Source organism: Nonomuraea sp. 10N515B, assembly GCF_052245915.1.
Lineage (GTDB): Bacteria > Actinomycetota > Actinomycetes > Streptosporangiales > Streptosporangiaceae > Nonomuraea.
This window is the reverse complement of record NZ_JBQQBQ010000059.1, coordinates 37837-56533: the sequence shown is the minus strand read 5'-3', so window position 1 is coordinate 56533 and position 18697 is coordinate 37837. Positions and strand designations below refer to the sequence as shown.

The window sequence follows — 18697 nt, the reverse complement described above, 5'->3', positions numbered from 1 at the left end:
GGCCCGCACCGCGGCGCAGCAAGTGCCGGGCAGCGCCGCTGACGTGCTGTGCGAGCTCGCCGTAGGTGAGCTCGCACAGCGGCCCGCGCAGCGCCACCCGGGCCGGGCGTGCCGCGGCGTGCCGCAGGATGTGGCCGGCTACCGGCACCGGCCCGCCTCAACGCTCTCGGCCGGGCGGGCGCCTCGCCGCACCCCCTCGGCCGGGCGGGGGCGGCTCAACGTGTCCCGCCGGCCCGCAGCCGCTCGCGGTACACCGTCGGCACCGCGTCCGGGTAGGCCCGCTGCGTGCCCCTGACCACGACCGCGGCCAGCACCGCCTTGATCAGGTCGCCCGGCAGGAACGCGGTGGCGAGCAGCGCCGTCGTGCCCAGCGACGCCCCCGTGACCATGGCCTGCACGGGAATTCCGAACAGGTAGATCACCCCGACCCCGCCGACCAGGCACGCCAGCACGAGCTGGACGATCCCGGGGTTGCGCCCCGCCCGCTCGACGAGCCAGCCCGTCAGCGCCGCCCCGGGGATCCAGCCGATGAGGAACCCGGCCGAGGGCCCGGCGAAGACGCCCAGCCCGCCGCGCCCGCCGGACAGCAGCGGCAGCCCCGCGGCGACCAGCACGAGCAGCACCGCGACCGCCAGCGCGGCCCGCCACGTGCCGAGGATCGCGCCCGCCAGCATGACGCCCAGCGTCTGCAGCGTGATCGGGACCGGGTTGCCGAAAACGTTGAACGAGCCCGGGAGCCCGAGCACGGCGATCAGCGCGGCGAACACGGCCACTCTCGCGAGGTCCCCCGTGGGGAACACGCGCTTGCTGTCTTCATTCTTCATGAGGCGATCCCACAACACGTCGGCATGCTTCACGCATGGAGGTATCCCACAACTTTCCGGTCGATCGTCTGCGAGCGAACGATACTTGCCGCCACTCGAGCCTCGGTCAAGCGCAGGGCGTGGGCCACGTCCGCGGTGACGGCGGAGGTCTCGGTCGTGGTGTAGCCGTCACGCAGGGAGGCGTCGAGGTCCTTCAGGCCGTTGCCGCTGAGCGTGATCACCACGCGCAGGCCCGGCTCCAGCAGGCCACGCGCGTGCTGGTCGAGCAGCCCCGCCACCCCCGCCGCCGAGGCGGGCTCGACGAAGACGCCGTCGCGGCGGGCCAGCTCCCGGTACGCCGCGAAGATCTGCTCGTCGCTCACCGCGGCGATCAGCCCGCCGGACTCCTCGCGCGCGGCGACGGCGCCGTCCCACGTGGCGGGGTTGCCGACGCGGATCGCGCTCGCCTCGGTCCGCGGGTCGGCGACCGGCGCGCCGTGGACCAGCGGCGCCGCGCCCGCCGCCTGGAAACCCCACATGCGCGGCAGCCGGGTCGCCACGCCTGCCTGCCGGTAGACGCGGTAGCCGCCCCAGGTCGCGGTGATGTTGCCGCCGTTGCCCACGGGCAGGCAGTGCACGTCGGGCGCGTCGCCCAGCGCGTCCACGACCTCGTAGGCGACGGTCCGCTGCCCGGCCAGGCGCAGCTCGTTGCCGACGGAGTTGACCAGCGCGACCGGGTGGTGGCCGGCTAGCTCGCGGGCGACGCGCAGGCAGTCGTCGAAGGTGCCGTCGATCTCCACGATGCGGGCGCCGTAGCGTACGGCCTGGCTCAGCTTGCCCAGCGCGATCCGGCCCTTGGGGACGAGCACGGCCGCGGACAGGCCGGCGCGGGCGGCGTAGGCTGCGGCAGAGGCGCTGGTGTTGCCGGTGGAGGCGCAGATGACGGTCTCGGCGCCCCGCTCGGCCGCCGTGCTGATGGCCACGGTCATGCCGCGGTCCTTGAACGATCCGGTCGGGTTGGCGCCTTCGACCTTCAGCCACACCTCGCAGCCGGTGAGCGAGGACAGGTACGCCGAGCGCAGCAGCGGGGTGTTGCCTTCGTTCAGCGAGACGGCCGGGGTGTCGTCGGTGACGGGCAGCCAGCGCCGGTAACGGCTGTCGATCAAACCATGCCAGGTAGTCATGTCCGCACCGTAACATTCGTTTCGTTAAGGCGCATAAACGAGGGTCTGATGTAACATATGTCATCATGGAGAACGATCCGGTGGCGAGCCGCCTCAGCGCCGTCTACTCCGAGTTGCCGCCCGGCGAACGCGCGATCGTGCGGGTGCTGCTCGACGACTACCCGTTCGCGGCGCTCGGCTCGCTGCGGGCGCTCGCCGAGCGTGCGGGGGTCAGCCCGCCGACGGCCTCGCGGCTGTTCGACCGGCTCGGATACACCGGGTTCGCCGAGTTCCAGGCCGCCGTCAGAGACGGGGCACGGGACCGGTCGCGGCTGCTGGAATTCGTCACCGCGCCGGAGGCCGCCAAGAGCGCCACTCACGAGAGCGCGCCCGGCGCTGAGGCGGCCACACCCGCCGAGACCGGGCCGTCCGAGCTGCGGCGGGCCGCCGACGACCTGCGCTCTGGACTGGACGGCACGCTTGCGACTCTCTCCGAGCCCCTGCTCACGGCCGCGGCGGCGCTGGTGGCCGAGGCCCGCACGGTGTGGGCGCTGGTCGGGCCGCTCAGCGAGTTGGCCGCCGAATACTTGATCCGCCAGCTCGCCAGTCTGCGCTCCGGCGCCCACCGGGTGCCCGAGCCGCCGCAGGCCCGCGCCCGTACCCTGCTGGACCTGGGGCCCACTGACGTGGTCGCGGCCTACGACTTCCGCCGTTACTCCCCCGCCACCGCCCGGTTCGTGCAGGCCGCCCGTGCCCGGGGCGCGCGGCTGCTGCTCGTCACCGACGCCTGGGGCTCGCCGCTGGCCTCACAGGCGGAGGTGCTGGTCAGCCTGCCGCGCGAGGCGGCCGGGCCGATCGCGCCGCTGGCACACGAGATCGCCGTCACCGAGCTGCTGCTCGTCGCCACGGCCGCGCGCCTGTCCCCTGCCCAGCGTCTGGCCGACCTCGACGCGCTCACGCAGAGCCTGGGATGAGCCGCTTGTAGAAGAAGCTGCAGTCCCGCAGCGTTCCGTCAGGGGATCCGGCGTACTCGGGGACGATCCCGTAACGTGTCCAGCCGCCGGTGAGGTAGACGTGCTCGGCGGTGCTGCCGGTCTCGGTGTCCAGGAGCAGCAGATCGGCCCCCGCCTCCAGGGCGGCCTGCTCGGCGGTGGCCAGCAGGGCACGCGACAGACCCCGGCCGCGGGCCTCGCGGTGCACCATGAGCTTGACGATCTCGCCGCGGTGGCGGGCATTGGGTTTGGCGGCCAGGGCCAGGCTGACGGTGGCGTTGATGCCGCCGCCGTCGCGGCAGACCCACACCATGAGGCGCCCGTCGGCCACGGCCGGGGCCTGCGCCCGCCACCAGGCGGCGGCCGCCTCATGGTCGAACGGCGCCAGGAAGCCCACGGAGGCGCCGTCATCCACGGCGTCGACCAGGAGATCGGCCAGCTCCTTCAGGCCGGCGTCGAACTCCTCGGCGGACAGGCGGTCGATGGTGTGCATAGGAGATCCCTCGGCTTTCACGGCAAGCGGCGTGTGACGGTTCACGGCAGGACGATGAGCAGCGCGTAACGCGCCGGGTCCGGTCCCGGGCAGCGGAAGCGGGAGGCGCCCCAGAGCCTGAAGCGCAGGCAGTCGCCGGGTACGAGCGTGTGCGTGGCGCCGTTCGCGGTGATCTTCACCGTGCCCTCCAGCGCCCAGATATGCTGCTCGAGCCCCGGAACCGGGGGTGCGTCGTAGGCGATGTCCGCGCCCGGCCGCAGGACGCCTTCGACGACCTCGCCCCGCAGGCCGGGGTGCGGCGGCGACACCGACCTGCGGACGAAGCCCGACTCCTCGTCCCGCCACACCGGCTGGGCCTCGCCCCGCAGCAGCTGCGGCGGCTCGGACTCGACCTCGGCCAGCAGCCGCGACATCGTCCGCTCATACACCGCGCAGAGCTTGTTGAGCAGCGCCGCGGTCGGGCTGATCTCGCCGCGCTCCAGGCGCGACAGGGTCGAGCGGCTGATCGCGGCGCGGCGGGCCAGCTCATCCAGCGACCAACCGCGCTCCACGCGTAGCTCCGCCAGCCGTTCGGCCAGCCGGGTATCCAGCTCCTCCGTCTGTCTCATATCCGGGAATATATCCCAAATACGGGACAGCGCGTGATTCCCGGAACCTACGCGCCGTTGAGCAGCGGCACGAGCTGCTCCTCCTCGTAGTCCAGGTGCGCCTCGAGCTCCGCGGTGAGCCGGCTGACCTCGCGGGACAGCTCCTCGGGAGCGACGTCGTCGGCCGCGAGGAGCTCCTGGAGTTGTTCGAGGAGTCGCTGGACGACCAGGTGCTCGGCCCGCAGCCGCTCGAACACCGCGGCCAGCTCCGGGTGACGCCCCTCCATCGCGGGGAACATGAAACCGTCCTCGCGCGAATGGTGCCCGTGCAGACCCTGGCACATGGTCAGGCAGTTGACCCGCAACTGCGCCGTCAGAGGGGGCCCCGAGGAGCCGATCTCCTTGCGGATCACGGCCAGTTCCTTGCGGAAGGCGTCGTGGATCTTCTTGAGGGCGTCGCCCATGCGCCCGGCGGGCGGCCCGTGGTCGATCGGGACGAGCGCGACCACCGGCAGGATCCGGCCGGAACCGGTCTGGTACGTGCCCCAACCCGGGTCCTGCTCGACCGCGCGGGCGAACAGGCGATCCCGTTCCTCGCCTTCCAGGACGACCGCTTTGGCCTGGTAGGTGAAGCTGCCGTCCTCCACGGTGACCTGCGGGTTGGCGCGCAGGTTGTGGTACCAGGCCGGGTGCGCGGGCGCGCCGCCGGCCGAGGCGATGATAAGGATGCGCTCGCCATCGGGCAGGTAGCCGAGCGGGGTCGTACGGCGTGCGCCGGTCTTCGCGCCGACGGTCGTCAGCAGGAGCAGCCTGGCTCCCTCGAAGGGGCCGCCGACCCGGCCCTGGTTGGCGCGGAACTCGTCGATGATCTGCTGGTTGAAGTCAATGGGCATGCGTGTTTACTCCAGGGCGGGGATGTGTCGATGACAACGAAAACCCGCGCGGAATGCCGAAGGGAACGGCGGGTCGACTACACCGCCGAAGGCATGGGACGACGCGCGGGGGCTGCGTGCTCAGGCACGACCGATGAAGGTAGTCACGGTGTCATCCCCTTTGATTCGGCGCCTCCATGCCACCGCCGTCCACCCGGTCGGCGTCACGCGACGCGACCGCTATTACACGATCTACCGCGAAAACTGTCAAGCTCGTCGTACCCCGTACCGGACTCGAACCGGCGATTTCCCGGTTGAAAGCCGGGCGTCCTGACCGCTGGACCAACGGGGCGCGCATGCGTACGTCCGGCGGGATTCGAACCCGCACCGTCCGGTACCTGAGACCGGTGCCTCTGCCGTTGGGCTACGGACGCTTATATTTCTGGCGTGGACCGACGGGATCTCGAAACCCGAATTCCTGCTTGCAAGGCAGGTGTGATGCCTTTTCACCATCAGCCCGAAGATAAAGAGAAAGGCCGCCCGGACGTGTCCCCGGCGGCCTTCGGATCCTCCTCCGCGAGGATTATCCCGAGGCCGGCCCGATAAGCGCGAAGCCGAACACCGCGGCTCGGCGGCACAGACGCCGTTCCCGCTCCAGTGCACCGGCTGCGTAGCACATGACCTGGCCCTTCTTGACATTCCTGCGTTCGACGTGAACCACGGTAGCCCCGGTATTCCGCGAATGCCACTTATTTATTGTCGACCCGGTGCCTTGCGGTCACGACACCGTGCCGTGACCCGGCTTTTGCCGCCCTGCCCCGGGAGTCGTCGCAGTCACCGGGTTATATTTGAATATTGGGAGGAAACCATCCTCATCGGGGGTTCGCGATGGTTGGTGACCTGTCGCGGCGGCTTGTCGCGGAAGCCATCGGAACGATGTTGCTCGTCCTCTTCGGCGCCGGCTCGGTCGTGGCGGCCCTGGTCTTCGGCGACGGTCAGCTGAACTATGCCGGGCTCGGCTTCATCGCGCTGTCGTTCGCCGTGGTCGTCGCGATCGTCATCTACGCGTTCGGCAACACGTCGGGAGCCCATATCAATCCCGCGGTGACCATCGCTCTGGCCGCGGGGCGCCGGTTCCCGTGGGCCGAGGTGCCGTTCTACATCGTTGCCCAGCTCGTCGGCGCGTTCGCCGGGGCGCTGCTCATCGTGGGCGGATTCGGCCGGCGCGCGATCGATCCGGGCGGTGTCGGGCTGACCCAGCTCGGCGTGGGCGTGAACTATGCGCAGGGAATCTTGCTCGAAGCACTCGGCACGTTCCTGCTGCTGCTCACGATCATGGCGATGGCGGTCGACCGCCGGGCGCCGCCCGGCTGGGCCGGGCTGATGATCGGACTGGCGGTGGCGGGCGAGATCTTCGTGCTGGGCCCGTCGACGAACGGCTCGGTCAACCCGGCTCGAACCTTTGGCCCGTACCTGGCCAACAGCTTGTTCGGCGGCGACACGCCCTGGGCGCAGATTGGTGTCTACCTCGCCGGGCCGATCATCGGCGCGGTGCTGGCGGTCGTCGTGTACGACGTGGTCGCCCGCCCGGCCCGCGACCTGCCCGAGACGGCCGCGCAAGGAGCAGCCGGGGAGATCACGGGTGCCAGGGAGCCGCGGGCCGAGGCCGTCCGGCAGGAGCTCGCCGGTCAGGTTCCCGGGGCCCGTGCGCCGCAGGACGACCAGATCAGGGACCGCGTGGGACACGCCCGCAGACGCTGGCGTCTCGGCGGGAGGAGGTGATCCATGAGTCCGTGACCGACCGTACGTCCGCCACTTCCGAGCAAGGGAGAGATCGCCATGCCTGGCAACAGGGGAGTCACATATGAAGGCCCAGGCAAGGTCGAGGTACGCGAGACCGACTATCCCGAATTCGAGCTCAAAGACGGCCCGGGCGTGAACCCGGCCAACGTCGGCCGCAAGCTGCCGCACGCCGCGATACTCAAGACGGTCGCGACGAACATCTGCGGCAGTGACCAGCACATGGTCCGCGGCCGCACCACGGCGCCCCCGGGGCTGGTCCTCGGTCATGAGATCACCGGTGAGGTCGTCGAGACCGGTCCCGATGTGGAGTTCGTCAAGACCGGCGACCTCGTGTCCGTGCCGTTCAACATCGCCTGCGGCCGCTGCCGCAACTGCAAGGAGGGCAAGACCGGAGTCTGCGAGAACGTCAACCCGGACCGTCCCGGCTCGGCGTACGGCTACGTCGACATGGGCGGCTGGGTCGGCGGGCAGGCCGAGTACGTCCTTGTTCCCTACGCCGACTGGAACCTGCTGAAGTTTCCCGACAAGGACCGGGCGATGGAGAAGATCCTCGACCTGGCCATGCTCGCGGACATCTTCCCGACCGGGTTCCACGGCTGTGTGAGCGCGGGGGTGCAGCCGGGCTCGAGCGTCTACATCGCCGGCGCCGGCCCGGTCGGGCTGGCCGCGGCCGCCTCGGCGTTCCTGCTCGGAGCCGCCGTGGTCATCGTCGCGGACCTGAACAAGGAGCGCCTCGACCAGGCGCACAGCTTCGGGTGCGAGACCATCAACGTCGCCCTGGGCGAGCCGAAGGACCAGATCCTGCACATTCTCGGCGAACCGGAGGTGGACTGCGCCGTCGACGCGGTCGGTTTCGAGGCACGCGGCCACGGCCACGAGTCGGAGGTGGAGCGTCCCGCCACCGTGCTCAACTCGCTCATGGACGTCACCAGGGCGGGTGGCGCGCTCGGCATCCCGGGCCTGTACGTGACGGGCGATCCCGGTGCGGCGGACGAGGCCGCCAAGCAGGGGTCGCTGTCCATCCGGATCGGCCTCGGCTGGGCGAAGTCACACAGTTTCGTCACCGGCCAGTGCCCCGTCATGCGGTACAACCGCCAGCTCATGATGGCGATCCTGCACGACCGGGTGCAGATCGCGAAGGCGGTCAACGCCACCCCGCTCCCGCTCGACCAGGCGCCGCGGGGATACCACGAATTCGATGAGGGGGCTGCCCGCAAGTACGTGCTCGATCCGCACGGCATGCTCAGCAGAACGTCCTGACCACACGGCCGCCGGCGACCCGCGCGCCCTGCGGGTCGCCGGACGTCGAGCGACACATGACGCAACGTCTCGTCTCGTCAGCGTGGTAGGATGCCGGGCATGCCCAAGCAGCCCGACCCCGCCCGCCGCAACGAGCGATCCCGGCAGGCCATCCTCACCGCCGCCCGCGAGCTGGTCTCCGAGCTGGGATACGCCAAGCTGTCGATCGAGGCCATCGCCGCACGGGCCGGTGTGGGCAAGCAGACCATCTACCGATGGTGGCCCTCCAAAGGAGCGGTGATCTTCGACTCGTTCCTGGCGCTGAGCGAGGTGGGCCCTGAGGAGAGCGTGGCGCTGCCGGACACGGGCGAGCTCGAGGCCGATCTCAAGGTCGTGATGCGCGCGACGGTGGCCGAATTCGCCGATCCGGCGTTCGAAGCGCCCATCCGGGCGCTCAACACCGAGATCATCAACGATCCCGCCCTCGCCGCCCAATACCGCGAGAAGCTGGCCGGCCCGGTCGACGAGGCCAAGAAGGCCCGGCTGCGCAGCGCGCAGCGGGTCGGGCAGATTCGCGCGGACGCCGACCTCGACCTGGCGCTGGAGCTGCTGTACGCCCCCCTCTACCAGCGCTGGCTGCTCCGCTCCGGCCCGCTGACCCCCGAATACGCCGATGCGCTCGTCGACCTCTTCCTCCAGGCCATGAGACCCCCGGTTTGACCGTGACGCGACGTCAACGTCTTTACTGATGACATGCGGATCGGAGAGCTCGCCGCGCTGCTCGGAGTGTCCACCCGGACGGTGCGCTACTACCACCATCAGGGCGTCCTGCCCGAGCCGCCCCGCCTGGCCAACGGCTACCGCGAGTACGGCATGCGCGACGCCATCGCCCTGGCCCGCGTCCGCCGCCTCGTCGCGCTCGGGCTGAGCCTGGACGAGGCGCGCGACGTCATCGCCGAGGACCGGTCCAGGGAGCTGCCCGAGATCCTCGCCGAGATCGACGCCGACCTGGCCAGGCAGGAGCAGGAGATCCGGGACCGGCGGCGGCGCCTGGCCCAGGTGCTCCAGCTGGCCGAGGCCGGGACGCTGGGCCCGCAGGACACCGCCTCGCCCGATCTGCTGGCGTTCCTGAAGGCGGTCGACCTGCCCTCCTCGCAGGCGGCGGCCTGGGATCGCGAGCTGCTGGTGCTGATGGACACCGTGGCGGCGGCGCCCGAGCGGAAACGCGCCTTCACGATGCTCGACGCGCTCGCCGCCGATCCCGAGCTGACGGCGCGCGGCCACGAGTTCTACCGCAGGCTCGACGAGCTGGCCGGCGCCGAGCCCGACGACCCGCGGATCGCGCCGCTGGCGGCCGAGCTCGCCGAGTACAGCCTGCGGCACCTGATGAGCAACGGTGCGCCGATCGGGCCCGAGTGGGACGCCGAGACGATGGAGCCGTTCCTCGACGGGCTCGCCCCCGCCCAGGCGGAGGTGATACGGCAGGTGGTCCGGCATATCGCCGGCCACTGAAAGCACCCTCCTGCGCCCGACATACCGCGGACATACCGCGCACCTCTAAGTTGGCGTGCATGTCACCCTCGTGGCGGCGGCTCGCCGTCCTGATTCTGTTCGCCGCGTTCCTGGTGCCGGCCCCTCCGGCCGCCGCGGCCGCGTTGTCCGACGCAGGCTTCTTCGGCAGGTGGAGCGCCGGAGCCTGGACGGTGGGGCCGCGACTGAACTACGCGCACGCGGGCCTGAAGCCCGTGGAGAGCGCGGTGATGGCGGGCGACTACGCGCTGGCCAAGCAGCGGCTGCTGGATTACTACCGCGCGCGCCCGGCCATCGAGGCGGGCGGCTTCTCGCACACCACCTGGCCGGGCGCACTCGAGCTGACCGCCAGCCACATCTGGACGCTGGGATCGGGCGAGGCCTACATCAAGACGCTGACCTTCGGCCCGGGGGAAAAGACGGTCACGGCAGACGTCACGAGCAGCATCACCAGCGGCAAGCCCGGATTCTTCCTGATGAGCCGCTACAAGGACGCGGTCATCGCCCTCATCAACAGCAGGAGCAAGGGGTCGGGCAAGCCCACTCTCCGCCTGACCCTGGCCGACGGGTCGGTGAAGACCCTTCACCCCACGCACGACACCTACATCTGGGCGGCCCACCCGGACAGCGTGTACGGCACCAAGTACTACATGCAGGTCAGCGACCAGGGCACGGGGCCGTTCACCGGCGAGACGCGCAAGGCGTACCTGCGGTTCGATCTCGGCGGCGTCACCGGCGTGAAGAAAGCGGAGCTGACGCTGACCGGCACGGCCGACACCGCGAAGGACATCATGCTGTACGGCAACGCCGCGACCTTCGACGAGGCCACCCGCACCTGGTCCCACACTATACAGAACACGTTCTCGTGGGAGGGCGACCCCGGCGGCTTCGACTGGAAGCTCCCCGGCGGTGCCGACATCGCCGACGAGGAGTATCTCTACCAGCTGCCCCGCTTCTACTTCGCCGGCCCGCTGGCCCTGGAGTACCAGAAGACGGGCAACGAGCAGTACGCCCGCACGCTCATCGGCCTGATGACCGACTTCATCAAGGACGCCGACGCCTACGACGCCGATCAGGGCGCCGGTTCCTACCCGGGCGACCTGCACGCCGCGCGGCGCCTGCACAACTGGATCGCGGCCTACGAGATCCTGCGCAAGAGCCCGTCGCTGACCGCTGACGCCAACGCCGCGATCCTCAAGACGATGAACCGGGCGGGCCTGTACCTGCAGGAGAACGTCAACGGCTCGCCGAACAAGATGCAGTCGCAGAAGATCACGCTGCTGCACAACTCTGTCTACTTCCCGGAGTTCCGCGCGGCGTCGGCGTGGCGGACCGACGCCGCTGACTTCCTCTCGGCCCAGCTCAACGACTCGACCTACGCCGACGGCGGCTACAAGGAATCCACGGACGCCTACCTGCGGGGCTACCTCAGCCAGTACGTGGACGTCGTCGCCTACATGCAGCGCAACGGCATCGCGTTCACCGCCACCGCCAAGCTGCGACAGTTGGCCCGCTTCCTCATGGACCAGAGCTATCCCAATGGGTACGGCCCGGCCTACGGCGACAGCGACGCCCTCGACCTGCGCAGCACTCTCAGGAAGCTGGGCGAGCTGCTCAACGACTCCGAACTCCTCTACGTCGGCACCTCCGGCACGTCGGGCGAGAAGCCGGCGCACACCTCCGCCCTCTACCCGGACACCCGGGTCGCGGTCTCCCGCTCCGGCTGGACCGCCGACGACTCCCACCTCCGGATCAACGCCGACCGCGGCAACCACAGCCACCCGGACGAGCTGGCGATCACCGCTTATGCATACGGCCGGCCACTCCTGCCCGACATGGGCACCTTCACCTACAGCACGGACGCCCACGCGCAATGGCTGCGGAAAACCACGGAGGCGCACAACACGATCGAGGTCGACGACAAGCCGCAGACCTCGACCGCGGCGGGCGCGATCTCGCCTCTGATCACCAACCCCGCCTTCGATCTGATCGGCGCGTACACCGACAGCTCCGCCGGTGTTCGCCACGAACGGTCCGTCCTGTCGCTGCACTCGGGCCTGTGGGTGGTCTCCGACCGGCTCAAGCCGGTGAACACCGCCGCCACGCACCGCTACGAGCAGAACTGGCACTTCGCCTCGGACGCCAAGCCCTCGATCCGCTCCGGGACGGAGGCCACGACCACCGCCTTCGCGACGGGCGCGAACCTCACGATCGTCCCCGCCGACCCGGCCGAGGTCGCCTCCACCCTGCGCGACGGCTACTACGCGCCGCGGTTCTACTCGGTGGAGAACGCGAAGTACGCCTCCTACGTCAAGACGAACGCCACCGGCCAGAAAACCTTCGACACCCTCCTGGTGCCGTCGAAGGGTGCGGCCGACACGTCCGTGACGGTGGAACGTCTCCCCGTGGGCACCATCCCGTCGTACCAGGCGACAGCTCTCAGCTTGAACGGCGGCGCAGGGGTCTACTACAAGTCCTGGACCACGAAGGCGCCGCGCGCGTTCGGGTCCTACACCTTCGACGGCAAGCTGCTCTACGCCGACGCCGGGTCGATCGTGATGGTGGACGGCTCGTCGGTCGAACGTGCCGGCGCGACCCTGGTCAAGGCGCGGGCCGCGGTCAAGGACCTGGCCGTGACCTTCGGCGGGGACGGCACCGTACGCATCGACGGCAGCGGGCTGACCGCGAGCACCGACCCGGCCGAGGCCGTCGCGATCGCGGCGCCGAATGCCGCCAAAGTGATCCTCAACGGCACGGTCGTTCCCTTCGAACGCGCGGGCGCGCTCATCTACGCGGCCGCCTGAAGGAGAACTCCGGCCCGGATCGTCGATCTGCCCGACCTGCGGTAGGCGTCCGCCGCCGCGCCGGCCTCGGCCAATCCCCGCGCCCCTGCTCCGCGACTCTCATGAGGCGCGGGCAGGGGCACGGAAGGTGGCACACACAGCGCGGCCACGGCCAGGGCCCAAGGGTGGGCGACGCGCTATGCGCCGTGGATCAGACCACCGCCCCGGTGCCCGTACGGTCGCGTGGCGCGGTGCGCCCGGCCGGGGGAGCGGGTGGGCGGCGGTCGAACCGGGCCAGTAGCACGGCCGCAGGCCCCGCCACGAACGCCGACGACAGCGTCCCCATGAAGATCCCGGCCACCAGCGCCATGGCGAAGTCCCGCAGCGAGTCCCCGCCGAAGACCATCAACGCCACCAGGATGAACAACGCGCCCAGCCCGGTGTTGACCGTCCGCGGCAACGTCTGCACGATCGCCCCGTCGACCGCCGCCACCAACCCCCGCTGGGAGGTCCACAATTCCCGCACCCGGTCGAACACCACGACCTTGTCGTTGACCGAATACCCGACGATCGTCAGCATCGCCGCCACGAAGATCCCGTCGATCGGCTTGCCCAGCCACGCGAACAACCCGACCACGACGGTCACGTCCACCAGCAGCGCCAGCACCGCCGCCGCCCCGAACGTCCACCGGAACCGGACCGCCAGATACACCAGCTGCATGGCCACGGCCACCCCGAGCGCGACGAGGGCGTTACGCCGCAGCTCCTCGCCCAGGCTGGGCCCGATGAACTCCTCGCGCGTCTTGCTCACCTCGCCGCCGTGAGGCTCCAGTGCCTGCTCGATCCGGGCCGCCTCCTCCAGCCCGAGCCGCGCCGCCCGTACCGTGACACCGTCGTCCGTGGACTGGACCACCGCCGCGGGGAACCCGGCCCGTGCGACCGCCTGCCCGGCGACGTCGGCGGGGACCGGCTTGGACGTGGCGAACTCCACGAGCCGCCCGCCGGTGAACTCCACGCCGACGTTCAGCCCGCGAACCAGCAACCCGGCCACGGCCACCACCGCCAGCCCGCCGGCGATCGCCAGCCACACCCTCCTGGCTGCCATGAGCCGCGGCTTCCTGCGCGCCAGCCAGGTCCTGACCACACCCTGCGAGGCCAGCCCGGACGCGCGCGGCCCGATCCTGCCGATGACACCCTGGACGAGCACACGGGTGATCAGCATGGCGGAGATCAGCGAGGCGAGCACGCCGATCGCCAGCGTCACGCCGAAGCCCTTGACCGGCCCCGAGGCCAGCCAGAACAGCAGCCCGGCAGCGATCAGGGTGGTGACGTTGGAGTCGGCGATCGCACTCCACGCGTTCTTGAATCCCAGGTCCAAGGCTCGCCTCAGCCCGCGCCGGGAGTCGTGCTCCTCCCTGGCCCGCTCGAAAACCAGCACGTTGGCGTCGATGGCCATGCCGATCGCCAGCACGAACCCGGCCAGCCCGGGCAGCGTGAACGTCGCCCCCATCGCCACCAGCGCCGCGTAGGAGATCAGCCCGTAGCAGGCCAGCGCCACCGCCGCGAGCAGCCCGGACAGCCGGTAGACCGCCACGATGAACACCGCGGTCAGTACGAGCCCGGCCACCGCCGCCTTGGCGCTCGCGTCGATGGCCGCCGCGCCGAGCGTTGCTCCGACCGTACGCTGCTCTACCAGGGCCAGCGGGACGGGCAGCGCCCCGCCCTTGATGAGCACGGCCAGATCGCGGGCCTCCTCGTGGGTGAACGACCCGGTGATGTCCGCGCGGGCGCCCGGGATGCCGGTACGGCACGGGATCGACGGGTCCAGCGGCGGCGAGGAGATGATCTCCGCGTCGAGCACGATGGCGATCCTGCGCTTGGGATCGCCCTGCGGCTCGCACGCCGCCGCCCCGGTCAGCCGCTGCCAGGCGTCGGCGTCGCGGAAGTCGATGGTCACCCACCAGCCGGGACCACGCTGGGGATCGCTCTGCTCGACCGCATCGGCCACGCCGTCGCCGGTGATGGCCGCGGGACCGAGCGTGAGCAGATCGCCGTTCTCGTCGCGTACCCCTGAAGGATCGCCGGCGCCGAGGACAGGATGGAAGGCCAGCTGCGCGGTCCGGCCGATCACCTCGGCCGCCTGGCGCGGGTCGAGTACGCCGGGCGGCTCGACGATGATCCGTTTCTCGCCGGAGCGGACCAGGGTGGGATCGACCACGCCGAGTGCGTCCGCCCGCTGGCGGAGCACGTCGAGGGCGCGGTCGGTGGCCGCCGCGTCGGCCTTGACGGTCGGCGAGTTCTTCGCCTCGAACACGAGCTGGGTGCCGCCGCGCAGGTCCAGGCCCAGGCGCGGCGCGGTGGTGAGGGCAAGTGCTAATGAGATCGCGATGACGGCGAGCGCCGCCACCGCACGCCAAACAGGCGCACGGTACATGAAGCCTCCACAGGCTCAGATGTGCAGAAAGGGAATCTCAGAACCCTGTGGAGGGAGGCCCGCGCGCCGGCGCCGCAGCGGGCCGGCGGCCGGCCGGAGCGTCCGTGCCGGGACGCGCGACGACGGCGGCCCACGCGGCCGTCGGGTACGGAAGGCCGGACGGGAGCACGGCGGGGCCGGCCGGACCCGCCAGACCGAGCAGGCCGTGCCGGACCTGCATCGCGGTGTGGCGGTAGGGCTCCTGACCCAGCCCTTGCTGCTCCTGCGCCTGCCAGGCCGCCACCACGTGCGGGGTCGCGCCGTGGTGCGAGGCGGGCTGGGCGTGAGAGGTCGCGGGCAGGAACCAGGACAGCAGGAGGAGCAACGCGGCAGAGAGCCTGGTCCGCACCGTCCCCTCCCCCGGATCGCCCTGCCCTTACCGTAGCGCGCCGGAGCGGCCGGGAAGAGTGGAGCCGGTCTTCTCGCGGGACGATTAGGACGCCCTTTGCGGGGAGTCCGCCCGGAGGGGCCACGAGCCGGGGTGCGTGGAGGCACGGGCCAGGCGTCGCGGATGAGGGTGACCACCTCCCCGGGCGTGAACTCCATGGCGTTGTCGCTGATCTCGAAGCAGCATCGGTCGGGATCCGGTGCGGACCGAACGCGGTCGCACCCCGGCGGCCCTCCCCGCCATCCCACTCACGCCGAGGGCCAGGCGGGCCATCCCGGCCTCGCGCAGGGCGCCATCGGATACCCCGCCGCCCCGAGGACCCCACACCCGGACCGGTTTCCGGGCGGCCGAGGCCCGTTTCATGGACGGCCCGCCACGACGGTGCTGATGATCGCCGGCGGCATCCTCGCCGTCCAGTGGCTGTGGTCCACACTCTGGCTGCGGCGATACCGCCAGAGCCCGCTCGAATGGCTCTGGCGCTGGGCCACCTGGGGGCGCCGCCCGCCCCCCTGCACCTCTCTTAACAAGCGCGGCAGGACCGACTACGCCGTCGTCCGGAAGGAGTGGGCCGCCCGGCCCGGACCGCCGACCACCAAGCCGGCGGCGTGAACCCCGTGCTCCGTCAGGTCGACTCGAGCCGGGGCGCGTCGATGGTGAGCCACAGGCGCAGCAGGTGGCGGCGGCGCTCCGGCTCCGGGTGGTCCTCGTAGGCCGTGCGGCTGTGCAGGACGACATGGTTGTTGAGGAACTGCATGTCGCCGGCCCGTAGATCCATGGTGAGGGCGAAACGTGGGTCGTTGGTCAGCCGGTCGAGGAGGTCCATCGCCTCCTCCTGCGCGTGGGTGAACGCTGGCACGTGGGCGCCGCGCTGGGCCGAGCGCAGGTAGTCGGGTCCGTACGAGACGGACAACCGGCCGCCCGTGTGGGGAACGCAGATCGGCTTGGTGAAGAAGCTGTCGGGGCCGTCGCCGGTGCGCCGGTCGTGCCACCACGGCTGGTAGAGCAGCTCCGCCAGGTCCGGACGGGTCCGCACCAGCTCGTTGTGCACCGCCACGGAGCTGACGATGGCGCTGAGGCCCCCGGCTTTGGCCGGCCGCACGCACAGGAGCGCCACGATGTCGGTGGGGTCGCTGTGGTAGCCGAGCCGCCCGCTGTGCTCGTAGCTCCTGGTCCGCGCCTGCGCCGGGTCGGCGCCCGTGTCCCGTACGTGCATGAGGGGTGCTTGGTCCGGGCCTTGCGGGACGATGCCGCCGACGTGGCACGCGAGGCCGAGTGCGGCGATCTCGCACTGCCGCTCGCTCATTCCTTCGGTCGGCACCCCCTGGATCAGCACGAACCCGCGGCCGTCCACGAGCTCCTCGCGCGCGCCCCGCAGGACGGGGCCGAGCGTCGGCAGCGGGAAGCTCTCGCGGGTGATCTCGCCCGGCGCCGCGCGTACGGCGGCCATCACTTCCTGCCGATGTCCCTCGTCGAGTGAGACCCGCCAGGCGTCGCTGTCACGGATCTCCGCGCCCAGCCACTCCCCCGGTCCCAGCACCTGCGCGATGGTCATCGTCCACGCACCACCTCTCCGTCAGCGATCTGTGGGATCACCATCCCGCCCGCCGGCGCCTGTCGCACCCCCTCATCGCCCACGGCGGAACGTCTTCACCCACAGCGCAAGCGCGGTCAGGCCAAGGAGTCGATCCAGCGTTCGAGGCGGTGGCCCTCCATCTCCATGAGGGCCGGGTCGCGGAAGGTGTTGGTCAGCAGGGAGATGCCCTGGTAGGCCGCCATCAGGGCGACCGCCAGCTCGCGTGCGTCCTCGCGCCCCATGGCGGCGAACTGCCGCTCCATCCAGCCGAGCAGCTCTCCCATGACCTTGGCGATCGCGCGGTCGAGGCCGTCGTCGCGTTTGTCGAGCTCGGTGGCGAGGGTGCCGGTGGGGCAGCCGTACTTGGCCGCGAGGTCGCGCTGCTCGACCCAGCCGTGCACCAGGGCCTTGAGTCGCTCCTGCGGGGTGGGGAGTTTTTCCAAGGTGGCGATCATCGATGCGAGGTGGTGGCCGTGCGCGGCGATGGCGGCCTCGATGAGCTGGTCCTTGGTCTTGAAGTAGTAGTAGACGTTCCCCACCGGGACGTCGGCCGCGCGGGCGATGTCGGCGAGCGTCGTCTTCTCGACTCCCTGCTCGTGCAGCACCCGCACGGCGGCGCCGGCCAGGCGGTCGCGCTTCCCCGACCGTGTTGAGTTAGTCACCTGACTCACTATAGACAAGCACCCCGGTCGCTCGCTATGGTCTCGGGACTAAGTCAGTCAACTAACTTACTCCGCGGAGGCAGAGAGATGATCGTTGTCACGGGTGCGACGGGCAAGGTCGGTGGAGAGCTGGTCCGGCTGCTCGCCGCCGCGGGCGAGCAGGTGACCGCGGTCTCCCGGCGGCCCGCGCCGCTTCCCGAGGGTGTCCGGCACAGTGCGGGCGACCTGGGCGAGCCGACCGGCTTGAAGGCCGCCTTCGACGGCGCGGACGCGTTGTTCCTGCTCGTCGCCGGGCAGGAACCGCGGGCCGTCCTGGAGGCCGCCGCGGTCGGCGGGGTCCGGCGGGTGGTCCTGCTCTCGTCGCAGGGCGCCGGGACCCGGCCGGAGGCGTACGGCCACCCCGTGGCCTTCGAGGAGGCTGTTCGCGGGTCGGGGCTGGAGTGGACGATCCTGCGGTCGGGCGGTTTCGACTCCAACGCTCTGGCGTGGGCCGAGCCGATCCGCGCCCACCGTACGGCGGCCGCGCCGTTCGGCGACGTCGCGCTGCCGACCGTCGACCCGGCCGACCTCGCGGAGGTCGCGGCCGTGGTGCTACGGGAGAGCGGGCACGCGGGACGTACCTACACACTCACCGGGCCGCAAGCGGTGAGCCCGCGCGAGCGTGCCGCGGCGATCGGGGCGGCGCTGGGCGAGGAGGTGCGGTTCGTGGAGCAGAGCCGGGAGGAGGCGCGCGAGCAGATGCTGCGGGTCATGCCGGAACAGGTCGTCGAGGGCACCCTTGCCATCCTGGGCACGCCGACCGTTGAAGAGCAGCAGGTCAGCCCGGACGTGGAGCGGATCCTGGGCCGTGCGCCGCGTGCCTTCGCCGACTGGGCCGCCCGCAACGTCGCCGCCTTCCGATGACCGCCCCGCCTCGAGTCCTCACCATGAGCAGCCCGACGGAGCCCTCACCATGAGCGGCCTGGCCGGCTCGGTGGAGTCGTTTCTGGCCGAGCCCCGGGTGGCCACGCTGACGACCCTGCGGCCCGACGGGTCCCTGCACGTCGTGGCCGTGCGCTTCACCTGGGACCGCGACGCGGGAACGGCCCGCGTGCTGACCGTCGCCGCCTCGCGCAAGGCCCGCAACCTGGCGAGGGGCGGCCGCGCCGCGCTCTGCCAGGTCGACGGGTTCCGCTGGATCACCCTCGAAGGCACCGCCACGGTGTCCGACGATCCACGCCGGGTGGCCGAGGCCGCCCGCCACTACCGCCGACGTTACGGTTCGCCGCCGCCGGCGCCGCCCGGCCGGGTCGTGATCGAGATCGCGGTGGACCGCACCATGACACTCAACACCTGA

18 protein-coding genes and 3 tRNA genes are annotated in these 18697 nt (G+C 71.0%); 9 read left to right on the top strand and 12 right to left on the bottom strand.

Annotation, left to right across the window (positions count from 1 at the left end):
- Window positions 1–215: 215 nt before the first annotated feature.
- Both ACTWQA_RS47615 and thrC read right to left on the bottom strand, forming a co-directional pair.
- Entirely contained in the window at window positions 216–824 is a 609-nt protein-coding gene (locus ACTWQA_RS47615) for a biotin transporter BioY (RefSeq protein WP_443165461.1), read from the bottom strand.
- Window positions 825–853: 29 nt separating this feature from the next.
- Window positions 854–1987, bottom strand: coding sequence for a threonine synthase (thrC, locus tag ACTWQA_RS47610; RefSeq protein ID WP_443165460.1), 1134 nt, complete (start codon window positions 1985–1987; stop codon window positions 854–856).
- Window positions 1988–2052: 65 nt separating this feature from the next.
- On the opposite strand from thrC, the gene ACTWQA_RS47605 reads away from it, so the two are divergent.
- Window positions 2053–2940: a MurR/RpiR family transcriptional regulator gene (locus ACTWQA_RS47605; RefSeq protein ID WP_443165459.1), complete on the top strand. Its 888-nt coding sequence runs from the start codon at window positions 2053–2055 to the stop codon at window positions 2938–2940.
- Here the strand turns inward: ACTWQA_RS47605 and ACTWQA_RS47600 are convergent.
- The 6 genes from ACTWQA_RS47600 to ACTWQA_RS47575 all read right to left on the bottom strand — a co-directional run bounded on the left by ACTWQA_RS47600 (window position 2921) and on the right by ACTWQA_RS47575 (window position 5429).
- Window positions 2921–3451 carry a GNAT family N-acetyltransferase gene (locus ACTWQA_RS47600; protein ID WP_443165458.1) on the bottom strand — a complete coding sequence of 177 codons (531 nt, stop codon included), beginning with the start codon at window positions 3449–3451 and terminating at the stop codon, window positions 2921–2923. The two genes, ACTWQA_RS47605 and ACTWQA_RS47600, sit on opposite strands and share 20 nt — an antisense overlap.
- 41 nt (window positions 3452–3492) lie before the next feature.
- Window positions 3493–4059: a helix-turn-helix domain-containing protein gene (locus ACTWQA_RS47595; RefSeq protein WP_443165457.1), complete on the bottom strand. Its 567-nt coding sequence runs from the start codon at window positions 4057–4059 to the stop codon at window positions 3493–3495.
- 47 nt (window positions 4060–4106) lie between these two features.
- Window positions 4107–4931: a nitroreductase/quinone reductase family protein gene (locus tag ACTWQA_RS47590; protein ID WP_443165456.1), complete on the bottom strand. Its 825-nt coding sequence runs from the start codon at window positions 4929–4931 to the stop codon at window positions 4107–4109.
- 258 nt (window positions 4932–5189) lie between these two features.
- Window positions 5190–5262 (bottom strand) — tRNA-Glu (locus ACTWQA_RS47585).
- Window positions 5263–5271: 9 nt separating this feature from the next.
- Window positions 5272–5344 (bottom strand) — tRNA-Leu (locus tag ACTWQA_RS47580).
- Between the two features lie 14 nt (window positions 5345–5358).
- Window positions 5359–5429 (bottom strand) — tRNA-Ala (locus ACTWQA_RS47575).
- Between the two features lie 369 nt (window positions 5430–5798).
- Here ACTWQA_RS47575 and ACTWQA_RS47570 point away from each other — a divergent pair.
- The 5 genes from ACTWQA_RS47570 (at window position 5799) to ACTWQA_RS47550 (ending at window position 12286) form a co-directional block, all read left to right on the top strand.
- The gene (locus tag ACTWQA_RS47570; protein WP_443165455.1) at window positions 5799–6692 is read left to right on the top strand and encodes an MIP/aquaporin family protein; all 894 of its coding nucleotides are present in this window, start codon (window positions 5799–5801) and stop codon (window positions 6690–6692) included.
- 57 nt (window positions 6693–6749) lie between these two features.
- Complete coding sequence (fdhA, locus tag ACTWQA_RS47565; RefSeq protein ID WP_443165454.1) at window positions 6750–7973, top strand: formaldehyde dehydrogenase, glutathione-independent; 1224 nt, start codon at window positions 6750–6752, stop codon at window positions 7971–7973.
- 99 nt (window positions 7974–8072) lie between these two features.
- Window positions 8073–8672: a TetR/AcrR family transcriptional regulator gene (locus ACTWQA_RS47560; RefSeq protein WP_443165453.1), complete on the top strand. Its 600-nt coding sequence runs from the start codon at window positions 8073–8075 to the stop codon at window positions 8670–8672.
- Between the two features lie 33 nt (window positions 8673–8705).
- The gene (locus tag ACTWQA_RS47555; RefSeq protein ID WP_443165452.1) at window positions 8706–9464 is read left to right on the top strand and encodes a MerR family transcriptional regulator; all 759 of its coding nucleotides are present in this window, start codon (window positions 8706–8708) and stop codon (window positions 9462–9464) included.
- Window positions 9465–9523: 59 nt separating this feature from the next.
- A complete protein-coding gene (locus ACTWQA_RS47550; protein ID WP_443165451.1) occupies window positions 9524–12286 on the top strand; it encodes a heparinase II/III family protein in 2763 nt (920 codons plus the stop codon).
- Window positions 12287–12476: 190 nt separating this feature from the next.
- Here the strand turns inward: ACTWQA_RS47550 and secD are convergent, their stop codons facing one another.
- The gene (gene secD / locus ACTWQA_RS47545; RefSeq protein WP_443165450.1) at window positions 12477–14699 is read right to left on the bottom strand and encodes a protein translocase subunit SecD; all 2223 of its coding nucleotides are present in this window, start codon (window positions 14697–14699) and stop codon (window positions 12477–12479) included.
- Window positions 14700–14736: 37 nt separating this feature from the next.
- Window positions 14737–15087 (bottom strand): hypothetical protein, encoded by a 351-nt coding sequence (locus tag ACTWQA_RS47540; RefSeq protein WP_443165449.1) that lies wholly within the window; start codon window positions 15085–15087, stop codon window positions 14737–14739.
- 420 nt (window positions 15088–15507) lie between these two features.
- On the opposite strand from ACTWQA_RS47540, the gene ACTWQA_RS47535 reads away from it, so the two are divergent.
- A complete protein-coding gene (locus ACTWQA_RS47535) occupies window positions 15508–15735 on the top strand; it encodes a DUF418 domain-containing protein (protein WP_443165448.1) in 228 nt (75 codons plus the stop codon).
- A 13-nt stretch (window positions 15736–15748) separates the two neighbouring features.
- On the opposite strand, the gene ACTWQA_RS47530 is transcribed toward ACTWQA_RS47535, so the two are convergent.
- Both ACTWQA_RS47530 and ACTWQA_RS47525 read right to left on the bottom strand, forming a co-directional pair.
- Window positions 15749–16678 (bottom strand): TauD/TfdA family dioxygenase, encoded by a 930-nt coding sequence (locus ACTWQA_RS47530; protein ID WP_443165447.1) that lies wholly within the window; start codon window positions 16676–16678, stop codon window positions 15749–15751.
- 116 nt (window positions 16679–16794) lie between these two features.
- Window positions 16795–17361: a TetR/AcrR family transcriptional regulator gene (locus ACTWQA_RS47525; protein ID WP_443165446.1), complete on the bottom strand. Its 567-nt coding sequence runs from the start codon at window positions 17359–17361 to the stop codon at window positions 16795–16797.
- 87 nt (window positions 17362–17448) lie between these two features.
- On the opposite strand from ACTWQA_RS47525, the gene ACTWQA_RS47520 reads away from it, so the two are divergent.
- Window positions 17449–18264: an NAD(P)H-binding protein gene (locus ACTWQA_RS47520; RefSeq protein ID WP_443165445.1), complete on the top strand. Its 816-nt coding sequence runs from the start codon at window positions 17449–17451 to the stop codon at window positions 18262–18264.
- A 49-nt stretch (window positions 18265–18313) separates the two neighbouring features.
- On the top strand, window positions 18314–18697 hold the full coding sequence (locus tag ACTWQA_RS47515; RefSeq protein ID WP_443165444.1) for a pyridoxamine 5'-phosphate oxidase family protein: 384 nt from the start codon (window positions 18314–18316) through the stop codon (window positions 18695–18697).

Bases quoted from the DNA above. Each gene is read 5' to 3' on its own strand.
- ACTWQA_RS47615 (WP_443165461.1), bottom strand. From the start codon at position 824: ATGAAGAATGAAGACAGCAAGCGCGTGTTCCCCACGGGGGACCTCGCG.
- thrC (WP_443165460.1), bottom strand. From the start codon at position 1,987: ATGACTACCTGGCATGGTTTGATCGACAGCCGTTACCGGCGCTGGCTG.
- ACTWQA_RS47605 (WP_443165459.1), top strand. From the start codon at position 2,053: ATGGAGAACGATCCGGTGGCGAGCCGCCTCAGCGCCGTCTACTCCGAG.
- ACTWQA_RS47600 (WP_443165458.1), bottom strand. From the start codon at position 3,451: ATGCACACCATCGACCGCCTGTCCGCCGAGGAGTTCGACGCCGGCCTG.
- ACTWQA_RS47595 (WP_443165457.1), bottom strand. From the start codon at position 4,059: ATGAGACAGACGGAGGAGCTGGATACCCGGCTGGCCGAACGGCTGGCG.
- ACTWQA_RS47590 (WP_443165456.1), bottom strand. From the start codon at position 4,931: ATGCCCATTGACTTCAACCAGCAGATCATCGACGAGTTCCGCGCCAAC.
- ACTWQA_RS47570 (WP_443165455.1), top strand. From the start codon at position 5,799: ATGGTTGGTGACCTGTCGCGGCGGCTTGTCGCGGAAGCCATCGGAACG.
- fdhA (WP_443165454.1), top strand. From the start codon at position 6,750: ATGCCTGGCAACAGGGGAGTCACATATGAAGGCCCAGGCAAGGTCGAG.
- ACTWQA_RS47560 (WP_443165453.1), top strand. From the start codon at position 8,073: ATGCCCAAGCAGCCCGACCCCGCCCGCCGCAACGAGCGATCCCGGCAG.
- ACTWQA_RS47555 (WP_443165452.1), top strand. From the start codon at position 8,706: ATGCGGATCGGAGAGCTCGCCGCGCTGCTCGGAGTGTCCACCCGGACG.
- ACTWQA_RS47550 (WP_443165451.1), top strand. From the start codon at position 9,524: ATGTCACCCTCGTGGCGGCGGCTCGCCGTCCTGATTCTGTTCGCCGCG.
- secD (WP_443165450.1), bottom strand. From the start codon at position 14,699: ATGTACCGTGCGCCTGTTTGGCGTGCGGTGGCGGCGCTCGCCGTCATC.
- ACTWQA_RS47530 (WP_443165447.1), bottom strand. From the start codon at position 16,678: ATGACCATCGCGCAGGTGCTGGGACCGGGGGAGTGGCTGGGCGCGGAG.
- ACTWQA_RS47520 (WP_443165445.1), top strand. From the start codon at position 17,449: ATGATCGTTGTCACGGGTGCGACGGGCAAGGTCGGTGGAGAGCTGGTC.
- ACTWQA_RS47515 (WP_443165444.1), top strand. From the start codon at position 18,314: ATGAGCGGCCTGGCCGGCTCGGTGGAGTCGTTTCTGGCCGAGCCCCGG.